16 protein-coding genes are annotated in these 25,777 nt (G+C 74.5%); 4 read left to right on the top strand and 12 right to left on the bottom strand.

Annotated features, from left to right (window positions below):
- Positions 1-16: 16 nt before the first annotated feature.
- Complete coding sequence (locus OO48_RS05805) at positions 17-211, bottom strand: DUF3046 domain-containing protein (protein ID WP_033213270.1); 195 nt, start codon at positions 209-211, stop codon at positions 17-19.
- Positions 212-249: 38 nt separating this feature from the next.
- On the bottom strand, positions 250-1,845 hold the full coding sequence (locus tag OO48_RS05800; RefSeq protein WP_033213269.1) for a S8 family peptidase: 1,596 nt from the start codon (positions 1,843-1,845) through the stop codon (positions 250-252).
- Positions 1,846-1,995: 150 nt separating this feature from the next.
- Here OO48_RS05800 and OO48_RS05795 point away from each other — a divergent pair, with 150 nt between their 5' ends.
- Positions 1,996-6,630 carry an ATP-dependent helicase gene (locus OO48_RS05795; protein ID WP_033213268.1) on the top strand — a complete coding sequence of 1,545 codons (4,635 nt, stop codon included), beginning with the start codon at positions 1,996-1,998 and terminating at the stop codon, positions 6,628-6,630.
- A 12-nt stretch (positions 6,631-6,642) separates the two neighbouring features.
- On the opposite strand, the gene OO48_RS05790 is transcribed toward OO48_RS05795, so the two are convergent.
- The 9 genes from OO48_RS05790 to OO48_RS05750 form a co-directional block, all read right to left on the bottom strand.
- On the bottom strand, positions 6,643-6,855 hold the full coding sequence (locus tag OO48_RS05790; protein ID WP_033213267.1) for a hypothetical protein: 213 nt from the start codon (positions 6,853-6,855) through the stop codon (positions 6,643-6,645).
- Positions 6,856-6,906: 51 nt separating this feature from the next.
- A complete protein-coding gene (locus tag OO48_RS05785) occupies positions 6,907-7,272 on the bottom strand; it encodes a helix-turn-helix domain-containing protein (RefSeq protein ID WP_033213266.1) in 366 nt (121 codons plus the stop codon).
- 316 nt (positions 7,273-7,588) lie between these two features.
- Complete coding sequence (locus OO48_RS05780) at positions 7,589-8,089, bottom strand: CinA family protein (protein WP_033213265.1); 501 nt, start codon at positions 8,087-8,089, stop codon at positions 7,589-7,591.
- On the bottom strand, positions 8,082-8,714 hold the full coding sequence (gene pgsA, locus OO48_RS05775) for a CDP-diacylglycerol--glycerol-3-phosphate 3-phosphatidyltransferase (protein ID WP_033213264.1): 633 nt from the start codon (positions 8,712-8,714) through the stop codon (positions 8,082-8,084). The genes OO48_RS05780 and pgsA overlap by 8 nt, the downstream gene beginning before the upstream one ends.
- Entirely contained in the window at positions 8,711-10,165 is a 1,455-nt protein-coding gene (rimO, locus tag OO48_RS05770) for a 30S ribosomal protein S12 methylthiotransferase RimO (protein WP_033213263.1), read from the bottom strand. The genes pgsA and rimO overlap by 4 nt, the downstream gene beginning before the upstream one ends.
- 82 nt (positions 10,166-10,247) lie before the next feature.
- Complete coding sequence (locus tag OO48_RS05765) at positions 10,248-11,105, bottom strand: helix-turn-helix domain-containing protein (RefSeq protein ID WP_033213262.1); 858 nt, start codon at positions 11,103-11,105, stop codon at positions 10,248-10,250.
- Positions 11,106-11,261: 156 nt separating this feature from the next.
- Positions 11,262-13,988 (bottom strand): DNA translocase FtsK, encoded by a 2,727-nt coding sequence (locus tag OO48_RS05760; protein ID WP_033213261.1) that lies wholly within the window; start codon positions 13,986-13,988, stop codon positions 11,262-11,264.
- A 121-nt stretch (positions 13,989-14,109) separates the two neighbouring features.
- Positions 14,110-14,745: a response regulator gene (locus tag OO48_RS05755; RefSeq protein WP_033213328.1), complete on the bottom strand. Its 636-nt coding sequence runs from the start codon at positions 14,743-14,745 to the stop codon at positions 14,110-14,112.
- Positions 14,746-14,947: 202 nt separating this feature from the next.
- A complete protein-coding gene (locus OO48_RS05750; protein WP_051731789.1) occupies positions 14,948-19,417 on the bottom strand; it encodes a hybrid sensor histidine kinase/response regulator in 4,470 nt (1,489 codons plus the stop codon).
- Positions 19,418-19,933: 516 nt separating this feature from the next.
- On the opposite strand from OO48_RS05750, the gene OO48_RS05745 reads away from it, so the two are divergent.
- The 3 genes from OO48_RS05745 to OO48_RS05735 all read left to right on the top strand — a co-directional run bounded on the left by OO48_RS05745 (position 19,934) and on the right by OO48_RS05735 (position 24,749).
- Entirely contained in the window at positions 19,934-22,480 is a 2,547-nt protein-coding gene (locus OO48_RS05745) for a SpoIIE family protein phosphatase (protein WP_033213326.1), read from the top strand.
- A gap of 339 nt (positions 22,481-22,819) precedes the next feature.
- Positions 22,820-23,374 carry an acetate uptake transporter gene (locus OO48_RS05740; RefSeq protein WP_033213260.1) on the top strand — a complete coding sequence of 185 codons (555 nt, stop codon included), beginning with the start codon at positions 22,820-22,822 and terminating at the stop codon, positions 23,372-23,374.
- Between the two features lie 499 nt (positions 23,375-23,873).
- Entirely contained in the window at positions 23,874-24,749 is an 876-nt protein-coding gene (locus tag OO48_RS05735) for an ArsR family transcriptional regulator (RefSeq protein WP_033213325.1), read from the top strand.
- Positions 24,750-24,762: 13 nt separating this feature from the next.
- Here the strand turns inward: OO48_RS05735 and OO48_RS39545 are convergent, their stop codons facing one another.
- The gene (locus OO48_RS39545) at positions 24,763-25,512 is read right to left on the bottom strand and encodes a phosphatase PAP2 family protein (protein WP_280842391.1); all 750 of its coding nucleotides are present in this window, start codon (positions 25,510-25,512) and stop codon (positions 24,763-24,765) included.
- Between the last annotated feature and the right edge of the window lie 265 nt (positions 25,513-25,777).

The raw sequence follows: 25,777 nt of genomic DNA, 5'->3' as shown, positions 1-25,777 counted from the left end.
ACCGGGGCGAACAATCTCACCGCAGTTGCGGCGACACCCCCTGCGTGGCGCAGACCACCCGCCAGACGTCCTTGGCCTCCCACCCGGCGTCCAGCGCCTGCCGCACGGTGCGGCCGCCGAGCTCGCCCATCACGTGGTCCTGGGCGAAGGACTCCGCGTACCCCTCGCCGAAGTGCTCGTACATCCGTCGCCAGAACTCGGTCAGCCTCATGCGCCCCAGTATCGGACACCGGCGCGGCCGCCCCGGAGTCAGTCGGCGGGCAGGGTGAGGATCCCGGCGCCGTAGTACTCGCGGTTCTGGCAGCCGAACGGGAGGGCGCGCACGCAGGTGTCGGCGGCGGCCCGGGAGAGGGCGTCGGTGATCTCCCCGGGCCCCCAGTCGGGGTGCCGGGCGGCGACGACGGCGACGGCGCCGGTGACGTGCGCGGCGGACATCGAGGTGCCGGCCAGCGCGGCGTACCGGCCGCCGGGCCAGTCGGAGACGACCGCGCCCTGGGTGCCGCCGTCGGGGTCGCCGCCGGGGGCCGCGACGGAGACCTTGCCGCGCCCGTGGTTGCTGTACGCGGAGGGCAGGCCGTCGCGGTCGACGGCGGTGACGGTGACCACGCCGGGCAGTTCGCCGGGCAGCCGGATGCACTCGGGGCCCAGCTGCCGGTCCTCCGGGGGGCCGGTGGTGCGGTCGTTGGGGCTGCGGTGGTCGGCGCGGCCGGCGTTGAGGTCCTGGCCGTCGTTGCCGGCCGAGGCGACCACCACGGCGCCCTTGCGCTGGGCGTAGGCGACGGCCCGGCCGACGGCGGCGGCCAGGGCGGCCTGGTCGGCGTCCTCGGGGCAGTTGTACTTCCACGGGTCGGCGAAGTAGCTGTCGTTGATCGCCCGGGCGCCGTGGTCGGCGGCCCAGAGCATGCCGCAGACGATGTTCTCGGCGTAGTACTGGCCGAGCGGTCCGAGCAGCCGGACGGCGGCGATCCGCACGCCGGGGGCGACGCCGGTGACGCCGCGGCCGTCGCGGGCGGCGCCGACGATGCCGGCCACGTGGGTGCCGTGGCCGCTCTCGTTGATCGCGTCGTCGGGCCGCCAGGCGCCGCCGCGGGAGTCGGGGCGGCCGTCGGCGCAGGACGCGGAGGCGGCCGGGTCGACGGCGGCCCGCAGGTCGGGGTGGGTGTCGTCGACGCCGGAGTCCAGCACCGCGACGGTGACCTTGGACAGCTGCTGGGCGGTGGGCAGGGCGCCGGCCCGGTCGGCGGACGGGGCGCCCTGGTGGTCGGCGACCGGCGGGTGCAGCAGGGCGGCGGTGCTCCCGGCGGGGCGGTCGAGCGCGCCGATCATGGCGAGGTTCCAGTCGGACCGCTCGCCGGGGTCGGGCACGGTGGCGGTGGAGTCGTCGGCGCCCTCGGCCGTGTCGGCGGCGGGCGGTGCGGCGGCGCCCCGGCCGCCCGCCCAGGTCCCGCTGCCGCCACCGGTGTCGAGCGCGGCGCCGGCCAGCGGCCGGGGCGGCGAGGGCACCGGGACGGTGCGGGTGGCGCCGACCGCGGCTATCCCGGGGCGTCCGCGCAGCTTCCCGGCGAACTGCGGCCCGGCGTAGGCGAGCACCGCGCCGATCTGCGGGTAGTCCTGGACGACCTTGCCGCCCAGCGCCCTGGCCTGGCCGGCGGCGTGCTCGGCGCCCGGGGCGTCGGCCCGCTCGTCCAGCACCAGGTAGCTGAGGTAGGTGCCGCCGTTGCCGGTGACGTACGGGACGGCGCCGCCGAGCAGCAGTCCGGTGAGCAGCGTCGCGCCGAGCACCCGGACGCTGCGGCGCCGGCGGGTGGCGGGGTTGCTGCTGTGGACCTGGCTCACCTGCTCCATCGCACGGTCTCCGCTCGTCAGGCAGGGCCGGACTCCGGGGATCGGGTCCGGATCCTCACGATATGAGCGATTTGTACGATTTGCTGCCCGGGGTTGGGTCAGACGGTGACCGTCCCGTGATCTGTCAGCGTGTCGGGGCACCATGGGGGCATGGCCACCTCCGACGCTGATCCGCTGCAGGGTTTCGCCCCGGCCACCCGGGCCTGGTTCACGGGGGCGTTCGCCGCGCCCACCGAGGCGCAGTCCCGGGCCTGGTCCGCGATCGGGCTGGGGACGGACGTGCTGGTGGTCGCCCCGACCGGCTCCGGCAAGACGCTGGCGGCCTTCCTCTCCGCGCTGGACCGACTGGCCGCCGACCCGCACCCGGCCGATCCGAAGCGCCGCTGCCGGGTGCTCTACGTCTCCCCGCTGAAGGCCCTCGCGGTCGACGTCGAGCGCAACCTGCGCGCCCCGCTCGCCGGCCTGCGGCAGGCCAGCGTCCGGCTCGGCCTGCCGGAGCCCGAGGTGCGGGTCGGCGTCCGCTCCGGCGACACCCCGGCCGCCGACCGCCGGAAGTTCGCCACCCACCCGCCGGACATCCTGATCACCACCCCCGAGTCGCTGTTCCTGCTGCTCACCTCCGCCGCCCGGGACGCCCTGCGCGGCGTCGACACGGTGATCCTGGACGAGGTGCACGCGGTGGCCGGCACCAAGCGCGGCGCGCACCTGGCGCTCAGCCTGGAGCGCCTGGACGAGCTGCTGGAGCGCCCGGCCCGCCGGATCGGCCTGTCGGCGACCGTCCGCCCGGTCGAGGAGGTGGCGCGCTACCTGAGCCCGCGGCGCGGCGCGGCGATCGTCCAGCCCGGCAGCGACAAGCGCTTCGACCTGTCCGTGGTGGTCCCCGTCCCGGACTTGGCGGACCTGCCCGCCGCGCCCGCCGAGGAGGACGACCCGCAGCGGCAGAGCTCGATCTGGCCGCACGTCGAGGAGCGGATCGTCGACCTGGTGCAGGCGCACCGCTCGACCATCGTGTTCGCCAACTCCCGCCGGCTGGCCGAGCGGCTGTGCAACCGGCTGAACGAGATCGCCCACGAGCGGGCCACCGGCGGCCCGCTGCCCGAGGCGCACGCGCCCGCCGAGCTGATGGGCGGCTCGGGCGCCGCCGCGGGCGCCCCGCCGCTGCTGGCCCGGGCGCACCACGGCTCGGTCTCCAAGGAGCAGCGGGCGCTGGTGGAGGAGGAGTTGAAGGCCGGCCGGCTGCCCGCCGTGGTGGCCACCTCCAGCCTGGAACTGGGCATCGACATGGGCTCCGTCGACCTGGTGGTGCAGGTCGAGTCCCCGCCCTCGGTCGCCTCCGGCCTGCAGCGGGTCGGCCGGGCCGGCCACCAGGTCGGCGCGGTCTCGCGGGGCGTGTTCTTCCCCAAGTACCGGGGAGACCTGGTGCAGTCCGCCGTGGTCACCGAGCGGATGCGCGGCGGCCGGATCGAGGCCCTGCGCGTCCCGCGCAACCCGCTGGACGTGCTGGCCCAGCAGCTGGTCGCGATCACCGCGCTCGACACCTGGGACGTGGACGAGCTGCTCGCCCTGTGCCGCCGCGCCGCCCCGTTCGCGACCCTCCCGCAGTCCGCGTTCGACGGCGTGCTCGACATGCTGGCCGGCCGCTACCCGTCCGACGCCTTCGCCGAACTGCGCCCCCGCCTGGTCTGGGACCGCGTCGCCGGCACCGTCACCGGCCGTCCCGGCGCCCAGCGGCTGGCCGTCACCTCCGGCGGCACCATCCCCGACCGCGGCCTGTTCGGCGTCTTCATCGCCGGGTCGGCCGCGTCCGACTCGAAGGCGGGCAGGAAGGGCGGCGGGCGGGTCGGAGAGCTCGACGAGGAGATGGTCTACGAGTCCCGGGTGGGGGACGTCTTCACCCTGGGCACCACCTCCTGGCGGATCCAGGAGATCACCCACGACAAGGTGCTGGTCACCCCCGCCCCCGGCGTCCCGGGCCGGCTCCCGTTCTGGAAGGGCGACACGCTCGGCCGCCCGCTCGAACTCGGCCGCGCCGTGGGCGCGTTCGTCCGCGAGGTCGGCGCCCTGGAGCCCGCGGCGGCCACCGCCCGGCTGCGCGCGGCCGGCCTGGACGACTGGGCGGCCGCCAACCTGCTGGCCTACCTCGCCGAGCAGCGCGCGGCCTGCGGCCACCTGCCCGACGACCGCACCATCGTGGTCGAGCGCTTCCGCGACGAGCTCGGCGACTGGCGGATCGTCGTGCACTCCCCGTTCGGCGCCCAGGTGCACGCCCCGTGGGCGCTGGCCATCGGCGCCCGGCTGCGCGAGAAGCACGGCCTGGACCCGCAGGTGATGCACGCCGACGACGGCATCGTGCTGCGCCTGCCGGACGCCGACCTGCTGGGCGACTTCCCCGCCGCCTTCCCCGCCGCCGCGCCCGCCGCCCCGGCCGCCGACGAGGCCCCGGTCGGCGCGGACGCCGCGGTCTTCGACGCCGCCGAGATCGAGCAGCTGGTCACCGACCAGGTCGGCGGCTCGGCCCTGTTCGCCGCCCGCTTCCGCGAGTGCGCCGGCCGCGCCCTGCTGCTGCCCCGCCGCAACCCGGGCAAGCGCACCCCGCTGTGGCAGCAGCGCCAGCGCGCCTCCCAGCTGCTGGAGGTGGCCGCCGAGTACGGCTCCTTCCCGATCGTCCTGGAGGCCGTCCGCGAGTGCCTGCAGGACGTGTTCGACGTGCCGGGCCTGGTCGAGCTGATGGGAGACCTGGAGTCCCGCGCGGTGCGCCTGGTCGAGGTCACCACCCCCGAGCCGTCCCCGTTCGCCCGCTCCCTGCTGTTCGGCTACGTCGCCCAGTTCCTGTACGAGGGCGACTCCCCGATCGCCGAGCGCCGCGCCGCCGCCCTCTCCCTGGACTCCCGGCTGCTGTCCGAGCTGCTCGGCCAGGCCGAGCTGCGCGAGCTGCTCGACCCGCAGGTCCTCGCCGACCTGGAGGCCGAGCTGCAGCGGCTCACCCCGGAACGCCGGATCAGGGACGCCGAGGGCGTCGCCGACGCGCTGCGCCTGCTCGGCCCGCTCTCCGAGGCCGAGCTGGCCGCCCGCGGCGCGCAGCCGCTGTGGGCGCTGGAGCTGGAGTCCGCCCGCCGGGTGATCCAGGTCCGGATCGGCGGCGCGCTGCGCTGGGCCGCGGTCGAGGACGCGGGGCGGCTGCGCGACGCCCTGGGCACCCCGCTGCCGGTCGGCGTCCCCGAGGCGTTCACCGAGCCGGTCAAGGACCCGCTGGGCGACCTGCTGGCCCGGCACGCCCGCACCCACGGCCCGTTCACCGCGCGGGACGCCGCCGAGCGCTTCGGCCTCGGCAGCGCCGTCGTCACCGGCACCCTGCACCGGCTCACCGCCGCCGGCCGCCTGGTCCAGGGCGAGTTCCGGCCCGACGGGTCGAGCACCGTCCCCGAGTGGTGCGACACCGAGGTGCTGCGCCGCCTGCGCCGCCGCTCGCTGGCCGCCCTGCGGCACGAGGTGGAGGCCGTCCCGCCGAAGGCGCTGGCCGCGTTCCTCCCGCAGTGGCAGCACCTGGCCGGGCACCGGCTGCGCGGCGCCGACGGCCTCTACCGGGTGGTCGAGCAGCTCCAGGGCACCGCGCTGCCCGCCTCCGCCCTGGAGAAGCTGGTGCTGCCCGCCCGGCTCTCCGACTACTCCCCCGCCCTGCTGGACGAGCTGATGGCGGCCGGCGAGATCGGCTGGTCCGGCGCGGGCGCGCTGCCCGGCAAGGACGGCTGGATCAGCCTCCACCTGCCGGAGAACGCGCACCTGCTGCGCCCCGAGCCGCTGCCGCTCACCCCGGGCCCGGTGCACGCCGCCCTGCTGGAGGCGCTGACCGGCGGCTACGGCGCGTTCTTCCGCCAGCTCGCCGAGCGCGTCCCGGACACCCCGGACGCCGAGATCGCCGACGCCCTGTGGGACTTGGTCTGGGCCGGGTACGTCACCAACGACACGCTGGCCCCGCTGCGCGGCCTGCTCGGCTCCGGCCGCACCGCCGGCTCCACCGCGCACCGCGCCCCGCGCGCCACCCCGCGCGGGCGCTACGGCGGCGCGGCCCGGGGCCTGGCCCGCCCGGCCTCCCGCACCGGCCCGCCGACCGCGGCCGGCCGCTGGTCGCTGCTGCCCGCGTTCGGCGGCGACGCGACGGTGCGGGCCGCGGCCCGGGCCCAGTCCCTGCTGGACCGGCACGGCGTGCTGACCAGGGGCGCGGTGGCCGCCGAACGCGTCCCGGGCGGCTTCGCGGGCGTCTACCGGGTGCTGTCCGCGTTCGAGGAGCGCGGCCGGGCCCGCCGGGGGTACTTCGTCGAGGGCCTGGGCGGCGCCCAGTTCGCCATGGACGGCGCCGCCGACCGGCTGCGGTCGGTCAACTCCCGGCTGGAGCGGACGACGGGCGACGAGTGGTCCGCCGAGGCCGCCGCGCAGGCCCCGCAGGCCGTGGTGCTGGCCGCCGCCGACCCGGCGAACGCGTACGGCGCGGCGCTGCCCTGGCCCGAGCCGCCGTCCGACACCGCGGCCGCCCACCGCCCGGGCCGCAAGGCCGGGTCACTGGTCGTCCTGGTCGACGGCGAGCTGGTGCTCTACCTGGAGCGCGGCGGCAAGTCCCTGCTCGCCTGGGCCGAGGAGGGCCCGGTGCCGGCCGCGGCGCTGGCCGCCCTGGCCGGTCCGCTCACCATCGAGCGCGTCAACGGCCACCCGGCCCTCACCAGCCCCCTGGGCCCCCTGCTGGAGACGGCCGGTTTCCATCCCACCCCGAAGGGCTACCGGATGCGGTAGCCGGGCGCCGTTTCACCCGTCCGGGGGAGGGTCCGCCGCCCCGGGCGGGCCCGGCGCCGCCGTCCTGACGTGCACCGGGACCAGTCCCATCCCCCACCACCCGGCCGCGAGCACGCCGAGAGCGGCACCGCCGTGTATCGCGGTGCCGCTCACCAGCAGCAGTATCAGGCCCAGGCCGACCAGTGCCGTCGCACCGAGCAACAGCGCGCTGCGCGCACTCCTCATCGTGGCCCTCCTTCACCCGGCGTCCCGCGCTGCGGGACGGTCGAGGTCCGGTCAGGCCGCCACCACGTCCATCGCCGCCTTGGGGGCGATGGAACCGGGCCGGTCACCGGGGGCCGGCAGCGGAACCGGTTCGAGCACCGGCCTCAGCAGATCACCCTCCGAGAGGGTGGCCATCGCCGCAAGTTCGGCGAGCGACAGTTCGTCGCTGACCTCCCGCATGACCTCCGACATCCGCACGTCGAGCGCGTCGCAGATGGCGGAGAGCAACTCGGAGGACGCCTCCTTCTGACCCCGCTCGACCTCGGAGAGGTACCCGAGCGAAACCCTGGCGGCTGCCGACACCTCGCGGAGTGTGCGGCCCTGGCGCTGGCGCTGCCGACGCAGCACATCGCCAAGCAGGCGACGGAGCAGGATCATCGGTGCCTCCCTCCTCGGACTGCGGATCGAGATGTCACGACCCCACCGTACCGCCTTGCCAGCATCCCGTGCCGGGACCGGGGTCGTGTTCACTCTGGGCTGCAAGGCGCCCCCTCCCTGTTTCTTCCCCTCCGGAGCCGTCGAACCCCTCGTGGCGGGTGGATGTCCGGCTCCGGACGCGCGGTCGACGCCGGGTCGACGCGATTCCCCCCGGCCGTCCGCTGTCCGACCGGAGCATCCGGTGTAACACGATCCACCGCCGGGTGCGGTGGGTTCCCGGGTTTTCGGTGCACCGCACCGGGTCTTCCGGCGGAGTTCAGCCGCCGTCGGCCGCGAGCCGCCGGAGCAGCAGCCCCAGGGCGGCGTCCACCGACCCCAGCCGGATCGTGTCACGCCCACCTGACAACCGGAGCGGGAGCGCTTCTGTTCCCGTCGGCCCGGCGAGCCCGACGTACACGGTACCGACGTCCTGCCCGTCCTGCCGGTCCGGTCCGGCCACGCCGGTGGTGGCCAGCGCCCAGTCGGCGCCGAGCAGGCGGCGCACGCCCTCGGCCATCTGCCGGGCCACCACCGGGTGGACCGGGCCGTGCACGTCGAGCAGGCCCTCGTCGACGCCGAGCACGGAGGCCTTGAGTTCGGTGGCGTACGCGGTGACCGAGCCCCGGAAGGCCGCGGAAGCGCCGGGGACGGCGACCAGGGCGGCGGCCAGCAGACCGCCGGTGAGCGACTCGGCGACGGCCAGGGTGGCGCCCCCGGCCTTCAGCGCCGCCAGCACCCGGGCGGCGTCCCCGCTCCCGCCCGCCGCGGCCTCACTCACCCCGGCGCTCCCGGGCGATGCCCTCGCGGCGCAGCCGGACGGCCTGCAGCACGTAGTCGAGGCCGGTGGCGAGGGTGAGGAGCACCGCGACGCCCATCACCACGGCCCGGGCGGTGGCCAGCGGCCCGGTGAGCACCAGGACGTACATGCCGACCGCGGTGCCCTGGGCGAGCGTCTTGAGCTTGCCGCCGCGGCTGGCCGGGATGACCGCGTAGCGGATCACCCAGAACCGCATCAGCGTGATGCCCAGCTCGCGGGCCAGGACGACCGCGGTGACCCACCAGGGCAGGTCGCCGAGCAGGGACAGGCCGATCAGGCCGGTGCCCATGATCGTCTTGTCGGCGATCGGGTCGGCGATCCGGCCGAAGTCGGTGACCAGGCCCTTGCGGCGGGCCAGCGCGCCGTCGAACACGTCGGTGATCATCGCGACGGCGAAGGCCGCCCAGGCGAAGGCCCGCCACTCGGGGTCGTGCCCGCCGTCGGCGAACAGCAGCGCGGCGAAGACCGGGACGAGCACCAGCCGGAACATGGTCAGCACGTTGGCGATGTTCCACACGCCGGGCTCCGGCGGGACGGCCGCCGGGGCCGGCCGGGTCGCGGCCGGGGCTCCCGGCCCCTTGGTCATACGTCGGCCCCGAGCGGTGCGATCGCCTCGGCGATCAGGTCGACGCCCTCGGTGCCGGTCACCACGGCCCGGTAGGACCGGCCGACCACCGCGTCCTCGACGCCGAGCAGGGTGGTCAGGCCGTCGGTCTCCGGGGCCTGGTGGGCGGCGCGGCCCTCGACCACCCCGTCCTCGACGGACTCGACCAGCACGGTGACCTCGCTGCCGATCCGCTGCTCGGCGCGCTGCGCGGTGAGCTCCTCGGCGAGCCTGGAGAGCCGGGCGACGCGGTCGTTGACGGTGTCCTGGTCGAGCTTGCCGTCGTAGCCGGCGGCCTCGGTGCCGTCCTCGTCGGAGTACCCGAACACGCCGATGGCGTCGAGCCCGGCGTGGGTGATGAACCGTTCCAGCTCCGCGTAGTCCTCCTCGCTCTCGCCGGGGAAGCCCACGATGAAGTTGGAGCGGGCGCCGGCCTCGGGGGCCTTGGCCCGGATCGACTCCAGCAGGCCGAGGAACTGCTCGGTGGAGCCGAAGCGGCGCATCCGGCGCAGCACGGCGGGCGCGGAGTGCTGGAAGGACAGGTCGAAGTAGGGCACGACCTTGTCGGTGCCGGTCATCACGTCGATCAGACCGGGGCGCATCTCGGCGGGCTGCAGGTAGCTGACCCGGACCCGCTCGATGCCCTCGACGGCGGCGATCTCGGTGAGCAGGGTCTCCAGCAGGCGGATGTCGCCGAGGTCCTTGCCGTAGGAGGTGTTGTTCTCGGAGACCAGGACGACCTCGCGCACGCCCTGCCCGGCCAGCCAGACCGCCTCGCCGAGGACGTCGCCGGGACGGCGGGAGATGAAGGAGCCGCGGAAGGCGGGGATGGCGCAGAACGAGCAGCGGCGGTCGCAGCCGGAGGCGAGCTTGATCGAGGCGACCGGGGCGTCGTCCAGGCGCTTGCGCAGGGTGCGCGGGCCGGAGGCGGGGGCGACCCCGTCGGGGAGGTCCTCGGGGGCGCCGTGGCCGGGCAGCGCGACCTCGGCGGCGGCGGCCTGCCGCTCGACCGGGGTGAGCGGGAGCAGCTTGCGGCGGTCCCGGGGGGTGTGGGCCTCGACGTGGCCGCCGGAGAGGATGGTGTTCAGGCGGCTGGAGATGTCGGCGTAGTCGTCGAAGCCGAGCACGCCGTCGGCCTCGGGGAGGGCCTCGGCGAGTTCCTTGCCGTAGCGCTCGGCCATGCAGCCGACCGCGACCACGGCCTGGGTGCGGCCGTGCCCCTTGAGGTCGTTGGCCTCCAGCAGGGCGTCGACGGAGTCCTTCTTGGCGGCCTCGACGAACCCGCAGGTGTTGACGACGGCGACGTCGGCCTCGCTGGCGTCGTCGACCAGTCGCCAGCCGTCGGCCTCCAGTCGCCCGGCGAGTTCCTCGGAGTCGACCTCGTTGCGGGCGCATCCGAGCGTGACCAGGGCGACAGTGCGGGTTTCAGGCATGACGCCAAGATTAACGCGCGCCCCCCGGTGGAGTTCCCCCCGGAGGGCGCGCGCCTTGCCACGACGGGCGGATCGTCCCGGTTCAGCCCGCCTGCGGGTCGCCGGGGGTGTAGGTGAGGTGCACGACCTGTCCGTCCTGGCCGGCCGGGCCGAGGTCCTTGCCGTTGACGAACAGGTGGACGGCCCCGGCGTTGCCGATCACCAGGGTGATCTTCTTGGGGTCGGTGAAGGTCTGGTCCTGGCCGGCTTCCAGGTTGTTGGAGTAGAGCGACTTGCCGTTGCCGTCCTTGGCGGTGACCCAGCTCTTGTCCGACCCGGCGACCAGCTTGACGGTGACCTTGTCGGCGGGCGCGGCGGCGATCGCGGCGACGCTGCTCTCGGGGGCCGGCGGCTGCGCGGACGGGGAGGTGGTGGCCGGGGCGGAGACGCCGGAGGGCAGCGGGGCGCTGGCCGCGCCGGGCTGGTCGCCGCCGGAGGACGAGGAGCCGACCAGGTTGTAGCCGATCAGCGCGACCACGGCGAGGATCGCGACGACCATCGCGCCGGTCCAGTTCGGCCGGTTGTGGTCGCGGACCTTGATCGGGCCGGAGTCGATCAGCGGGCCGGTCGGCTGGGCCGGGGCCCCGCCGTGCTCGGCGTCGTAGCGGGCGACCAGCGCCTCGCCGTCCAGGCCGACCTCGCGGGCCAGCAGCCGCAGGTGGCCGCGGGCGTAGAAGGCGCCGCCGCAGCGCTCGAAGTCGTCGGACTCGATGGCGTGCACGATCGGCACCCGGATCCGGGTGCGGGTACTGACCTGGTCGACCGTCAGACCGGCGTCGATCCGGGCCCTGGCGAGCAGCCGCCCGATGCTCGGCCCGCCGGTGGCACGGCTCGACTCCTCGGCGGCGGCGGGCGCGGAGGAGTCGGGGGCGGAGCTGCGGGGGGACTTGCCGATGGTCACTGGGCACGCCTTTCGAGCGGAGGCCACCTGCTGAGGCACCAGTCTAGGGGTGCAGGCGGAACGTTTCTCAACCGGAGGGGGCCCGAACGTGCCACAGTCTCGCAACAGAAACTGACGGGCGGTCATCGTGGCGCCGGCCCCGCGGCCGCCCCCCGCCTACCCCCGGATGGACAGCAGTACACCATCCAGTTCGTCCGGTTTGACCAGCACGTCGCGGGCCTTGGAGCCCTCGCTGGGGCCGACGATGCCGCGGGACTCCATCAGGTCCATCAGCCGGCCGGCCTTGGCGAAGCCGACCCGCAGCTTGCGCTGGAGCATCGAGGTCGACCCGAACTGGGTGGTGACGACCAGCTCGGCGGCCTGGATCAGCAGGTCGAGGTCGTCGCCGATCTCCTCGTCGATCTCCTTCTTGGGGCCGCCGCCGACCACCACGTCCTCCCGGTAGCTGGCGGTCAGCTGGTCCTTGCAGTGCTGGACGATCCGGGCGACCTCCGCCTCGGTGACGAACGCGCCCTGCATCCGGACCGGCTTGGAGGCGCCCATCGGCAGGAACAGCGCGTCGCCCTTGCCGATCAGCTTCTCGGCGCCGGGCTGGTCGAGGATGACCCGGGAATCGGCCATCGCCGAGGTGGCGAAGGCCAGCCGGGACGGCACGTTGGCCTTGATCAGGCCGGTGACCACGTCCACCGAGGGGCGCTGGGTGGCCAGCACCAGGTGGATGCCGGCGGCCCGGGCGAGCTGGGTGATCCGGACCACCGAGTCCTCGACGTCCCGCGGGGCGACCATCATCAGGTCGGCCAGCTCGTCGACGATCACCAGCAGGTACGGGTAGGGGGACAGCTCGCGCTCGCTGCCCAGCGGCGGCTGGACGGTGCCGGCCCGGACGGCGGCGTTGAAGTCGTCGACGTGCCGGAAGCCGTAGGCCGCCAGGTCGTCGTAGCGCATGTCCATCTCGCGCACCACCCACTGGAGGGCCTCGGCGGCCTTCTTCGGGTTGGTGATGATCGGCGTGATCAGGTGCGGGATGCCCTCGTACGCGGTCAGTTCGACCCGCTTGGGGTCGACCAGCACCATCCGGACCTCGTCGGGGGTGGCGCGCACCAGCACCGAGGTGATCAGGCAGTTGATGCAGGAGGACTTGCCCGCGCCGGTGGCACCGGCCACCAGGACGTGCGGCATCTTCGCCAGGTTGGCCATCACGGTGTGGCCCTCGACGTCCTTGCCCATGCCGACCACCATCGGGTGGGTGTCCTCGGCGGCGGCGCCCGAGCGCAGCAGGTCGCCGAGGGTGACCATCTCCCGGTCCCGGTTGGGGATCTCCACGCCGACCGCGGACTTGCCGGGGATCGGCGAGATGATCCGCACGTCGGGGGTGGCCACCGCGTAGGCGATGTTCTTGGCCAGCGCGGTGATCCGCTCGACCTTCACGGCGGGGCCGAGCTCGACCTCGTAGCGGGTCACCGTCGGGCCGCGGGTGAAACCGGTGACGCTCGCGTCGACCTTGAACTCGGCGAACACGCCGCTGAGTTGGGCCACCACGTCGTCGTTGGCCCGGGAGCGGGCCTTGGCCGGGGCGCCGCGCTCCAGCAGGTCGAGGGAGGGCAGCGCGTAGGTGACGTCGCCGGAGAGCTGGAGCTGTTCCATCCGGACGGGGGCCGGGCCGTGGGTCTCGGGGGCGCTCGGGGCCACGACGGTGCGGTCCTCGACGACCCGGGCGGCGGGCACCTCGGGCGTCCAGGGCTGCTCGGGGGGCGCGCCCGCGGCCGAATCCGGTGCGGCGTCCTTGACCTGGTCGAGCATGCTGGCCACCGCGGGCGAGCCGGGCACCCCGTACAGCAGCGCGCCGTCCAGGTCGGCGGCGACGCCGGCCGCGAGGTCGCGGGTCTGGTACGGGTCCTTCTCCAGCGGCAGCGGTTCGGTGGGCTCCGTCCCGTCGGCCTTGCGGCGGCGGCGCCTGCGGCGGGCGGAGAGCTCGTCGTTCTCGACGGTGATCGGCAGCGCGTCCGGGTCGGCGTCCTCGGGCGGGGCGGTGGAGTACTCCCGCTCCCCGGTGGCCGATCCGGTGCCGAACGGCTCCAGGTCGCCGGGCAGCGGCTCGACCACGCCGAGGCGCACGCCCAGCTGCCGCAGCCGCTCGGGGATCCGGTTGACCGGGGTGGCGGTGACCACCAGCAGGCCGAAGAACGCGACCAGCAGCAGCAGCGGGACGGCCAGCGGCGGGCCGGCCGCGGCCATCATCGGGGTGGACGCGCCCCAGCCGATCAGGCCGCCGGCCTGCCGGATCCTGGTCGCGCCGGCGCCCATCGCGGGCCCGCCGCAGCCGATGTGCACCAGGCCCAGCACGCCGACCACCAGGGTGCTCAGGCCGATCGCGATCCGGCCGTTGGCCTCCGGCAGCTCGGGGTGGCGCATCAGCCGGACGGCGAGGGCGCCGAGCAGGAACGGCACCAGCACGTCGAGCCGGCCGAACAGGCCGGAGACCACGTTGGTGGCGGCCTCGCCGAGCCAGCCCTGCGGGCTGAACCACGTCCCGGCGGCGGTCACCAGGGCGAGCGCCAGCAGCAGCAGCGCCACGCCGTCCTTGCGGTGCTCGGGGTGCAGGTTGCGGGCGCCGTGGCCGAAGCCGCGGAACACCGCGCCCACCGAGTGCGCCAGGCCCAGCCAGACCGCCCGGACGGCCCGGAAGAGTATCGGCCGCTTCGCCGGGGGCTGCGGGGCCGCGGGGGCCGCCTTCTTGACCGGGGCGGCCTTCTTCGCCGAGGGCTTCTTGGCGGGCGGTCTGGGCGCGGCGCCCTTGGCGGGCGCCCTCTTGGCCGGCGCGCTCTTGGCCGGCCCGGGCTTGCCGGTGCGGGCGGCGGCGCTTCCGGGCGTTCGTGTGGCCATGGGGGGCAGCCTACCGGCGCGCCCCGGCCGCGGACATGCGCGGGCGCACTTCGGCGGGTTGTGTCGCCGACGCGCCGTCAACCGCCCGGAAACCACCCGGACGGATGACGTGGACGGGCCGTCAGCCGGAGCCGGGGCGCAGTGCGTCGAGCACCCCGCGCAGGCCGGCGATCTTCCGTTCCAGGTGCGCGGCGGTCGCCGCGGCGGGGCCGTCGGAGCCCGCCTCCAGCTGCTTGGTGAGCGCCTCGGCCTGCTCCTCGACCGCGGCCAGCCGGGCCGACAGCTCGCCCAGCAGCGCCCCGCCGATGGCCGGCTCGGCGCCCGCCTCCAGTTGCAGGCGCAGCAGCGCGGCCTGCTCCTTCAGCTGGGTGTTCTTCTGGTACAGGTCGACGAAGACGGAGACCTTGGCCCGCAGCACCCACGGGTCGAAGGGCTTGGAGATGTAGTCGACCGCGCCGGCCGCGTAGCCGCGGAAGGTGTGGTGCGGGCCGTGGTTGATCGCGGTCAGGAAGATGATCGGGATGTCCCTGGTCCGCTCCCGGCGCTTGATGTGCGCGGCGGTCTCGAACCCGTCCATGCCGGGCATCTGGACGTCCAGCAGGATCACCGCGAAGTCGTCGGTGAGCAGAGCTTTGAGCGCCTCCTCGCCGGAGGCGGCGCGCACCAGGGTCTGGTCGAGCGCGGAGAGGATCGCCTCCAGGGCGAGCAGGTTCTCCGGACGGTCGTCGACCAGGAGGATCTTCGCCTTCTGCACCAGGACCCGCCCTCCTGCCGGTTGTTTCCCGAGGGCCGGCACCTTCGTGCCGCCCATCACTGCCCCGGTCATGCTAGCCGTACCCCCTCGCCCGCCACAGGCCCGGTGCCGGGCGTCACCGTCCGGTCACTGTTGGCAACGACCGGTGACCCTACCGGGTTCCCGGCCGCGGGGGCCAGCCGGGAGGGGCCCCCGCGGGTGGCGGTCACCTGACGGGCAGGTGCTGGCGCATCACCGCCAGCAGGTGGTCGGTCTCCACCGGCTTGGTGATGTGGTCGGTGGCGCCCGCCTGGAGGCTCTTCTCGCGGTCGCCCTTCATCGCCTTGGCGGTCAGCGCGATGATCGGCAGGCCGGAGAACCGGGGCATCCGGCGGATCTGCTCGGTGGTCGCGTAGCCGTCCAGCTCGGGCATCATGATGTCCATCAGCACCAGGGCGACGTCCTCGTGCTGTTCGAGCATCTCGATGCCCTCCCGGCCGTTCTCGGCGTACAGCACGGTCAGGCCGTACTGCTCCAGCACGCTGGTGAGGGCGAACACGTTGCGGATGTCGTCGTCGACGATCAGGACGCGCTCGCCGTCGAAGCGCGGCGGGGTGCCGGCCGCGGCGCGGACGGGCTCGCCCTGGCGCGGGACGGTCTCCTCGGCGGGGGTGCGGGGGGCGTCGGCGGGGCGGCGGCGCTCCGCGGTGGAGCGGCGGCGCTCCTCGACCAGGCCGCGGGCCTCGTGGGTCCACTGCTCGGCGGGCGTGCGGGGGGCTTCGAGGGCGCGCGGGGAGCCCCCGCGCTCCAGGGTGACCGGCTCGGGGCCCTCGCTGCGCAGCGGCAGGTACAGGGTGAAGACGGAGCCGCGCCGGATCTCGCTCTCGACGTGAATCTCGCCGCCGAGCAGCCGGGCGATCTCCCGGCTGATCGACAGGCCCAGGCCGGTGCCGCCGTACTTGCGGCTGGTGCCGCCGTCGGCCTGCTTGAAGGCCTCGAAGATCTCCCGGAGCTTGTCGCCGGGGATGCCGATGCCCGTGTCGGAGACCGAGAAGGCGATCAGCGGCTCGTCCGGGTCGGCCATGGTGCCGGACTCCAGCAGCTGCTCGCGCACGTGCTGCGGGATCTCCTGACCGGCCACCGGGCGGATCATCAGCTCGACCGCGCCGGCGTCGGTGAACTTCACCGCGTTGGACAGCAGGTTGCGCAGCACCTGCTGGAGGCGCTGCTCGTCGGTGTGCAGGGTGACCGGCAGGGCCGGGGAGACCCGGACCGCGAAGTCCAGGTTCTTGTCGGCGGCCAGCGGCCGGAACGCGGCCTCCACGTAGTCGACCAGCTGGACCAGGGCGATCCGGGCCGGACGGACGTCCATCTTGCCGGCCTCGACCTTGGACAGGTCGAGGATGTCGTTGATCAGCTGGAGCAGGTCGGAGCCCGCGCCGTGGATGGTCTCGGCGAACTCGACCTGCTTGGCGGACAGGTTGCCCTCGTTGTTGTCGGAGAGCAGCTTGGCCAGGATCAGCAGCGAGTTGAGCGGGGTGCGCAGCTCGTGCGACATGTTGGCGAGGAACTCGCTCTTGTAGCGGGAGGCCTGCGAGAGCTGCTCGGCGCGCTCCTCCAGGATCTGCCGGGCCTCCTCGATCTCGCTGTTCTTGATCTCGATGTCGCGGTTCTGCTGGGCGAGCTGCTCGGCCTTCTCCTGGAGCTCCTCGTTGGTGCGCTCCAGCTCCTCCTGGCGGGCCTCCAACTCGGCGGAGCGCATCGAGAGTTCGGCGGTCAGCCGCTGGGACTCCAGCAGCAGGCCCTCGGTCTTGGTGTTGACCGAGATGGTGTTGACGGTGACGCCGATCTGGTCGGCGATCTGGTTGAGGAAGTCCAGCGCGACGGCGGTGAAGCTGGAGAAGGTGGCGAGTTCGATCACGCCGAGCAGCCGGCCCTCGAACAGCACCGGCATCACCACCACGTGTGCCGGGGCGGACTCGCCGAGGCCGGAGGAGATCTTCAGGTAGCCGGGCGGGGTCTCCTTGAGCACGATCGGCCGCTTCTCCACGGCGGCCTGCCCGATCAGGCCCTCGCCGAGCCGGAAGGTGGTGGGCATGGTGCGCCGGTGGTAGCCGTAGGAGCCGATCAGGCGCAGCACGACGTCGTTCTCGTCGTCGTCCTCGGTGACGAGTTCGGCGGAGCGGCCGGCGGGCTGGGCGAGGAAGAAGGCGCCGTGCTGGGCGGAGACCACCGGGGTCAGCTCGCTCATGATCAGCGAGGCGACGGCGGACAGGTCGCGGCGGCCCTGCAGCAGACCGGACATCCGGGCCAGGTTGGACTTGAGCCAGTCCTGCTCCTTGTTGGTCCGGGTGGTCTCGCGCAGGTTGGCGATCATCTGGTTGATGTTGTCCTTGAGCTCGTCGAGCTCGCCGGACGCGTCCACGTTGATCCGGGGCGACAGGTCGCCCCGGGTGACGGCGGTGGCGACCTGGGCGATCGCGCGCACCTGCCGGGTCAGGTTGTTGGCGAGCTCGTTCACCGACTCGGTGAGGTCCTGCCAGGTGCCGGCCACGCCGGGGACGCGGGCCTGGCCGCCGAGGCGGCCGTCGGTGCCCACCTCGCGGGCGACGCGGGTGACCTCGTCGGCGAACGCGCCGAGTTGGTCGACCATGGTGTTGATGCTGGTCTTGAGCTCCAGGATCTCGCCCCGGGCGTCGACGTCGATCTTCTGCGAGAGGTCGCCGCGGGCGACGGCGGTGATGACGAGCGCGATGTTGCGGACCTGGCCGGTGAGGTTGTTGGCCATCAGGTTGACGTTCTCGGTCAGGTCCTTCCAGATCCCGGCGACGCCGGGCACGCTGGCCTGGCCGCCCAGGATGCCGTCGGTGCCCACCTCGCGGGCCACGCGGGTGACTTCGACGGCGAAGGCCGACAGCTGGTCGACCATGGTGTTCAGGGTGTCGGCGAGCGCGGCGACCTCGCCGGCCGCGTCGATGGCGATCTTCTTGGACAGGTCGCCGCGGGCCACCGCGGAGGCGACCTCGGCGATGTTGCGGACCTGGTTGGTCAGGTTGGACGCCATCAGGTTGACGTTGTCGGTCAGGTCGCGCCAGATGCCGGAGACGCCGGAGACCCGGGCCTGGCCGCCCAGGATGCCGTCGGTGCCCACCTCGCGGGCCACGCGGGTCACCTCGTCGGCGAACGCGGACAGCTGCTCGACCATGGTGTTGACGGTGGTGACGAGTTCGCGGATCTCGCCCTTCGCGTCGACGGTGATCTTCTTGGAGACGTCGCCGCGGGCCACCGCGGTGGTCACCTCGGCGATCGAACGCACCTGGCTGGTCAGGTTGTTGGCCATCAGGTTCACCGAGTTGGTGAGGTCCTTCCAGGTGCCGGAGACCCCGGGCACGCTGGCCTGGCCGCCGAGGATGCCCTCGGTGCCGACGTCCCGGGCGACCCGGGTGACCTCGTCCGCGAACGCGGAGAGCTGGTCGACCATCGTGTTGATGGTGTTCTTCAGCTCCTGGATCTCGCCCCGGGCGTCGACCTGGATCTTCTGCGACAGGTCGCCCTTGGCGACCGCGGTGGTGACCTGCGCGATACCGCGGACCTGGCTGGTCAGGTTGTTCGCCATCGAGTTGACGTTCTCGGTGAGGTCCTTCCAGACGCCGGCCACGCCCGGCACCTGGGCCTGCCCGCCGAGGATGCCGTCGGTGCCCACCTCGCGGGAGACCCGGGTGACCTGCTCGGCGAACCCGGAGAGCTGGTCGACCATCGTGTTGATGGTGTTCTTCAGCTCCAGGATCTCGCCGCGCGCGTCGACCTCGATCTTGCGCGACAGGTCGCCCTTGGCGACCGCGGTGGTCACCTCGGCGATGTTGCGGACCTGCGCGGTCAGGTTGGCCGCCATGAAGTTCACCGAGTCGGTGAGGTCGCGCCACACGCCGGCCACGCCCGACACCTGCGCCTGGCCGCCGAGGCGGCCCTCGGTGCCCACGTCGCGGGCCACCGTGGTGACCTGCGCGGCGAACGAGTTGAGCTGGTCCACCATGGTGTTGACGGTGTTCTTCAGCTCCAGCATCTCGCCGTCGACGTCCACGGTGACCTTGCGGGACAGGTCGCCGCGGGCCACCGCGGTGGTCACCTCGGCGATGTTGCGCACCTGCGCGGTCAGCCGCCCGGCCATCGTGTTGACCGAGTCCGACAGGTCCTTCCAGGAGCCGGAGACGCTGCGCACCCGGGCCTGGCCGCCGAGCTTGCCCTCGGTGCCGACCTCGATCGCCACCCGGGTCACCTCGTCGGTGAACTCCGACAGCTGGTCGACCAGGCCGTTGACCGTCCGGCCGACCTTCAGGAACTCGCCGCGCAGCGGGTAGCTCGCCCCGGTGGTGTGCAGCGAGCGCAGCTCCATGGTCTGGGTCAGGTCGCCCTCGGCGATCGAGGACAGCACCCGGCCGACCTCGGCCATCGGCCGGGCCAGGTCGTCGATCAGCGCGTTGCAGTTGTCGACGGCCGCCATCCAGGCGCCCTCGCCCACGCCGGTCTCCAGCCGCTCGGACAGCCGGCCCTCGCGGCCCACCGCGCGCCGCACCCGGGCCAGTTCGCCGGTCAGGTGCTGGTTGCGCTCGGCGACCTCGTTGAACACCGCGGCGATCTCGGCCAGCAGGCCGTCACCGGGGAAGGTCAGCCGGCGGCGGAAGTTGCCGTCGCGCATCGCGGTCAGCGCGGTCAGCAGCTTGCGCAGCTCCGCGGGCTCCGCGCCGCGCCCCTGGCCCGGGCGCCGCCCGCCGCCGGCCCGCGACGGCGGCACCGGGCGGGCGCCGCGCGCAGCGGCGGTCGTCGTACCGGACACGTCCTTGGTCGCCGAACTCAACGGGGCCCTCCCAGGTCCTGACTCGGTTCACCGCCGCGGGAGGAGAGGCGTCCGGCCGTCGCTCCCGCGCCGTCCCGTTCGACCGTACTGCGGCGGTGACGGCACGCGGACCCCCCAGTGTGACAGCACTGGCATCCGGTGTCGGACCGGTTGCGGAGGGTTTTCCCGGCGAGCAGGGAAAGTGGTGAACGAAATCACTCCCCGGGGCCTGTTTCGGCGCCCCGGGCCCACTGGGTACCAACCGGAAAGTAGGGTGGAGGGCCGCACCGGGCTCGGGCGGCGTCCCCCAGCGTCCGCCGCACCGCCCGTGCACCGTCCCGAACCGTCCGCCGGACCAGCAGCAGAGGAGCCGTGGCCGTGGTCACCGCGCGCGCAGCCGCCACCTTCGAACCGGTCGACCGGTCGGCCGCCGCGGCCCGCGGCTTCGTCCGGGACGCCCTGCTCGGGTGGGGCGTGCCGGAGGTGGTGGACGACGCCGTGGTGCTGGTCAGCGAGCTGGTCACCAACGCGGTGGTGCACGCCGGGACGGCCGCCGAGGTGGCCTGCCTGCGCGAGGAGGACACCGTCCGGATCGAGGTCAGCGACCGGCACCCGGAGCGCGGCCTGCCGTCCTTCGCCAACGTGACGATGAACTCGGAGCGGTACGCCGACCCGGACGGCGAGGGCGGCCGCGGCCTACTGATGTGCTCGGCGCTGTCCAGCAGTTGGGGCGTGGAGTACGCGGCCGGCCGCAAGACCGTGTGGTTCCGCCTCGCCCTGCCCGAGCAGCGCCCCGGCACCCGGTACGCGCTGCCCAGCCTGCCCGGCGGCGAGCTCCCGGCCGCGGACGGGCCGGTGCGGGTCGCCGTGGTGCAGCTCGACGACCAGGGCCGGGTGCGGCACTGGAACGCCGACGCCGAGTCGCTCTTCCACCGGCCGGCGGACGCCGTGTTCGGCCGCCCCTGGGCCGAGCTGGCGGTCTGGCCGCAGACCCCCGGGCTCGGCCTCGGCGACACCCTGCGGCTGGCCCGCTGGGAGGGCTCGTACGCGGTGCGCGGCGGCGACGGCGCGGTGCAGGAGGTGTACGGCACGCACGTGCGGCTGCGCGACAGCGAGGGCACCCCGACGGTGGCCTGCGTGCTGGTGCGGGAGGCCGACCGCGCGGTGCTGCGCTCCCCCGGCACCCCGGGCGCCGCGGAGGGCGCCGCCACCGCCGTCGAGCCGCTGGACCTGCTGGTCGGCCCGGTCTCCCCCGACGACCTGTCCAGCCTGCTGCAGCGCATCGTCGAGCGCGCCCGCGACCTGCTCGACGCCGACGCCTCCTACCTGCTGCTCACCAGCGAGGACGAGACCGAGTTCGAGCTGCGCGCCGCCACCGGCCTGGCCGGCCCGTCCCGCCGCTTCTCCCGGCTGCCGATCGACGCCGGCGCGGGCCGCTTCGACTCGGCCCGGCTGCCCGCCGTCCACGAGGACCTGGCGGTCCGCCCGGCCGGCGCCGCCCCGCTGCTGGACGGCACCCAGCTGCGCTCGCTGATCACCGTCCCGCTCAAGGTCGAGGGCAGGCTGACCGGCTCGCTCGGGGTGGCCGCGGCCGCCCCCGGCCGCTACGACAACGAGGACGCGCTGCGCCTGCAGTTCGCCGCCGACCGGATCGCGCTGGCCCTGGAGAGCGCCCGGCTGGGCGAGCTGGAGCGGCTGCGGCGCGGCTCGCTGTCCTTCCTGGTGGAGGCCTCCGACCTGCTGGCCGGCACCCTGGAGCACGGGCAGACGCTCGCCCTGATGGCGCAGATGGCCGTCCCCACCCTCTCCTCCTGGTGCGCCGTCTACACCACGCCGGACCAGGCGGCGGGCGCCGAACTCGCCTTCGTGCTGCACGAGGACGAGGACCGGATCGACGCGCTGCGCGCCCTGCTCGACAAGTCGCCCGCCCCCGAGGCGGAGCCCAGCCCCGGCGCCCGGCCGTGGAACGCGCCCGCCGAGACCGCCCGGGCGATCGGGCACCCGGTGGGCGCGGAGCTCGGCGAGACGGTGGTGCTGCCGCTGTCCGCCCGCAACCGGGTGATCGGCCTGCTGGTGCTCGGCACCCGGCCCGGCGTCCGGTTCCGCCAGGAGATCCTGGAGCTCGGCGAGGACCTCTCCCGCCGGGCCGCCCTGGCGCTGGACAACTCGCGCCTGTACTCCGAGCGCACCGCCACCAGCCAGGCCTTCCAGCGCGCCCTGCTGCCGCCGGAGCTGCCGAAGATCCCGGGCGTCGAGGTGGAGGTCTTCTACCAGGCCGCGGGCGAGGGCAACGAGGTCGGCGGCGACTTCTACGACCTGTTCCCGATCCGCGAGGGCACCTACGGCTTCGCGATCGGCGACGTCTGCGGCACCGGTCCGGAGGCCGCCTCGGTCACCGGCCTGGCCCGCAACTCGCTGCGCCTGCTGGCCCGCGAGGGCCTGAGCGCCCCGCAGGTCCTCACCCGGCTGAACGCGGCGATCCTGGACGAGGGCAGCCGGGCCCGCTTCCTGACCCTGCTGTACGGCGAGCTGACGCCGCGCGAGGACGGCTCGACCGTGCTGTCGCTGGTCTGCGCCGGCCACCCGCTGCCGCTGCGGCTGCGCACCGACGGGCGGGTCGACCAGGCCGCCTCGCCGCAGCCGCTGCTCGGCGTGATGGAAGAACTCGACCTGACCGCCGAGGAGTTGGTGCTCGCCCCGGGCGAGGTGCTGCTGTGCGTGACGGACGGCGTGACCGAGCGCCGGGAGGGCGGCCGGATGCTCGGCGACGACGGCCTGATCGAGGTGCTGACCGGCTGCGCGGGCCTGACCGCGGGCGCGGTCGCGGCCCGGGTGCACCGGGCGGTGGAGCGCTTCGCGCCCGAGCCGCCGTCCGACGACATGGCGATCCTGACCCTGCGGATCCCGACCCAGCGCCAAGGCTGACCGGGCGCCGGGGCCGGGCAGGCGCCGGGACCGGGACCGGGACCGGGCGGTGTCGCAACCGGGCGGGCCCGGCCCCGAACTGGTCACGGTTTGCTCACACTTGCTCATCCTGCGTGATTCACAAGGGTACAAGGGCCGGGCGCCGGGTACACCGTAAGCACCGGGGGCTCCCACCCCGGAGGGCATGACCGGCGGCCGCGCCGCCGGCTCTCTCATTCGCCGCAGCCGCCGCACCCTCTCTCCGGTGCGTCCACGACCCGGCACCCGGCACCACCTCGCACACACCCACTTTTCACCGTGATCTCGCCATGCCCTGGCGCAGAGTGAAAGGAGCCTCCGGTGAGCAATGAAGCCTCCGGGGCGAACGCCCGATCCGCTGACGCGGGTCCGCTCGGTTACCTGGCCCTCGGTCTGACTCTGCTGGCGTACGGCCTGCTCGGCACGGGTGTCCTCAGCGGCACCTCGGCCGGCGGCGCCTCCCCGCTGGCCAACCTGGTCGGCGGCGTGACGCTGTTCGTCGCCGGCCTCTGGCAGTTCCGCGGCGGCGACCGCTTCAGCGGCACCGCGTTCACCGTCCTGGGCGCCTTCTGGGCGACCTGGGCCGCCGCCGGCCCGGCCGGCAAGAACACCGCGGGCCTGTTCCTGCTGCTGTGGGCGCTGCTGGCGCTCACCCTCACCGCCGCCGCCTGGGGCGCCGGTCTGCTCACCCGCGCGGTGTACGGCCTGCTGACCGTCTCCCTGGTGCTCAGCGCCATCGGGGTGTTCAGCGACGCCTCCGGCTGGGGCAAGGTCGGCGGCTGGATCGCCGCCGCGGCCGGCCTGGCCGCGTGGTACTCCGCCACCGCCGAACTGACCGGTGGCCGCTGGGGCCGGGTGGCCCTCCCGGTCAGGTAACCGCCCCCCACGGCGCGGTAGTTCACGCACCACCGCTCGCCCCGGAGCCCGGACGCCACCCCCACGGCGCCCGGGCTCCGGCATGTCCGCAGGTCAACTCCCGCTCCGGCGTCGCCCCCTGCCTGCAACTGGTCCACCAGGTGCGGCAGGCCCTGCGCCCGGGGCTGCTGTCCGAGGGGACCGGCTGCCCGAGGTCAAGGACGCCGCGGCCAAGGTCACGATCAACCCCGCCGAGGGCACCATCGAGGTGCTGGACGCCCCGCCCGGCCACCTCCCCCGGGTCGGCTTCGTCGTCCAGGACGCCTCCCTCTACGCGGCCCTCGCCGCCCTCACTTCCTGGGGCCTGCGCCGCCGCCTCGGCTGACCGCCGGGTGGACGGGAGCGGCGGCCGGACGCGAGCCGCTCCGCGCCGGCCACCACTCCCGTCCACCCCGCACCTCCCGCAATCCCCTGCCCCGTTCACCTCCGGTTGCTACTGTCTGCGTGCGGAGGGGGGCGCATGGGTGACTGGCTGGTGGGCGCGGAGTCCCTCGCCGCATGCCGTTTCGCGCTCTCGCCCCTGGTCGAGACGGTCGCCGCGGTCGGCATCCTCGCCGAGATCCGCCCCGAACCCTGGCGCCGCAGCTGGCTCGCCACTCACCAACCCGCCTTCCGGGCCCACCTCGCGACCACCCCGCAGACCGCCCCCTGGCTCACCCCCCGCCACCCCGCCGACTGGCCCGCCGCCCTGCGCCTGCCCGTCCCCGACCCGGACGCCGACCCCCGCCTGCTCGACCTCACCACCGCCGGCCTGCCCCCCGCGCTCGCCGAACTCCTCGACTGGACGTGGCAGCACGTCGTCCGCCCCGAGTGGCCCGCCCGTCTGCGCGCCTTCCGCACCGACCTCACCACCCGCCGGGAACGCGCCGCGCGGCACGGCTGGCCCGCCGCCCTCCCCCAACTCGGCCCGCAGCACCGCTGGCTCCCCGACGGCCGCCTCCGCCTCACCGCCCCCGGGCTCCCCCCGCACCCGCGCTCCGACCCCGAGCTGCTGTTCGTCCCCACCAGCGCCCGCCACGGCTGGCTCTGCCCGGACGAGTCGCACACCCGCGTCGCCGTCGTCTACCCGACCTCCGCCGCCCCCGCCCCCGGTCCGCACACCCCGCCCGCCAGCCTGGGCCGCCTGCTCGGCAGCGCCCGCGCCGCGCTCCTGGCCGCCCTCGACCGCCCGCGCGACACCACCCAGCTGGCCGCCCTCACCGGCCTCGCCCCGGCCGCCGTCGACGACCACCTCAACGTCCTGCTCGGCGCCCGGCTGATCGCCGGCACCACCACCCCCGGCCACTACTACCGCACCGCGCTCGCCGAAGCCCTGTTCTCCGCCCAGTCCGACTGAGCGCCCGCCCTCATCAGCCCTGCCGGACCGCGCTGCGCTCCCGCTCCCCCGACTCCTCCGCCACGGCCAGCACCGCGTCCTCCTTCTGCCGCCACCCCGACACCGCCGCCTGCACCAGGTACACGGTCAGCAGGATCGCCACCGCGACCAGGCCGTCCGCCCAGAAGTGGTTCGCCGTCACCACCACCACCCACACCGTCACCAACGGGTGCAGCACCACCAGCCACCGCCACGGCCCGCGCGCCACCGAGACCACCGCCACCGCCACGATCACGCACCAGGCCACGTGCACCGACGGCATCGCCGACAGCTGGTCCGCCACCACCCCCGCCACCGCGCTGCCGTACACCGACTGCCCGTACTGCTCCGCCAGGTCGACGAACCCGTTCCCCGGCAGCATCCGCGGCGGCGCCACCGGAACGAACTGGATCAGCAGGCACACCGCGGTCGTCGCCACCACCGTCGTCCGCACCCACGCGTACCGCGCCCGGTGCCGCAGGAACAGCCACAGCAGCACCACCAGCATCACGCCGAAGTGCATCGTCGCGTAGTAGTAGTTCGCCCCCCGCACCAGCCACGGATGCCCCACCACCGTCCGCTGCCAGGACACCTCGTCCGGCAACCCGAACTCCCCCTCCGTCCGGTGGATCCACTCCGCCCGCTCCAACGCGTGATCCGTCCCCATCAGCGACAGGTGCCCCACCACCTGCCACAGCGCGAACAACGCCAGCAGCGTCCCCGCCTCCCGCAACACGTCCGCCACCGCCCCCGCCCGACGCCGCCGCCCCTCCTCGCCGGCCCGCCGGGCCACCCCCCGCCTGACGGTGAACGCCGCAGCGTACAGCGCCGCAGAGGCAGCGGCCGAGGTTTGCCACGTCAACGTCAGGTTCTGCATTGGCGCAGGCTACCCGCACCGTCCCGGAAACGCGAGAAAGCCCCCCGACGTCCCGTCGGGGGGCTTTCCCACAATGATTGTTCGGCGGCGTCCTACTCTCCCACAGGGTCCCCCCTGCAGTACCATCGGCGCT

It is taken from the genome of Kitasatospora phosalacinea, from assembly GCF_000716545.1.
Lineage (GTDB): Bacteria > Actinomycetota > Actinomycetes > Streptomycetales > Streptomycetaceae > Kitasatospora > Kitasatospora phosalacinea.
The sequence above is the reverse complement of the archived record's forward strand: the minus strand, read 5'-3'. Positions and strand labels throughout refer to the sequence as shown.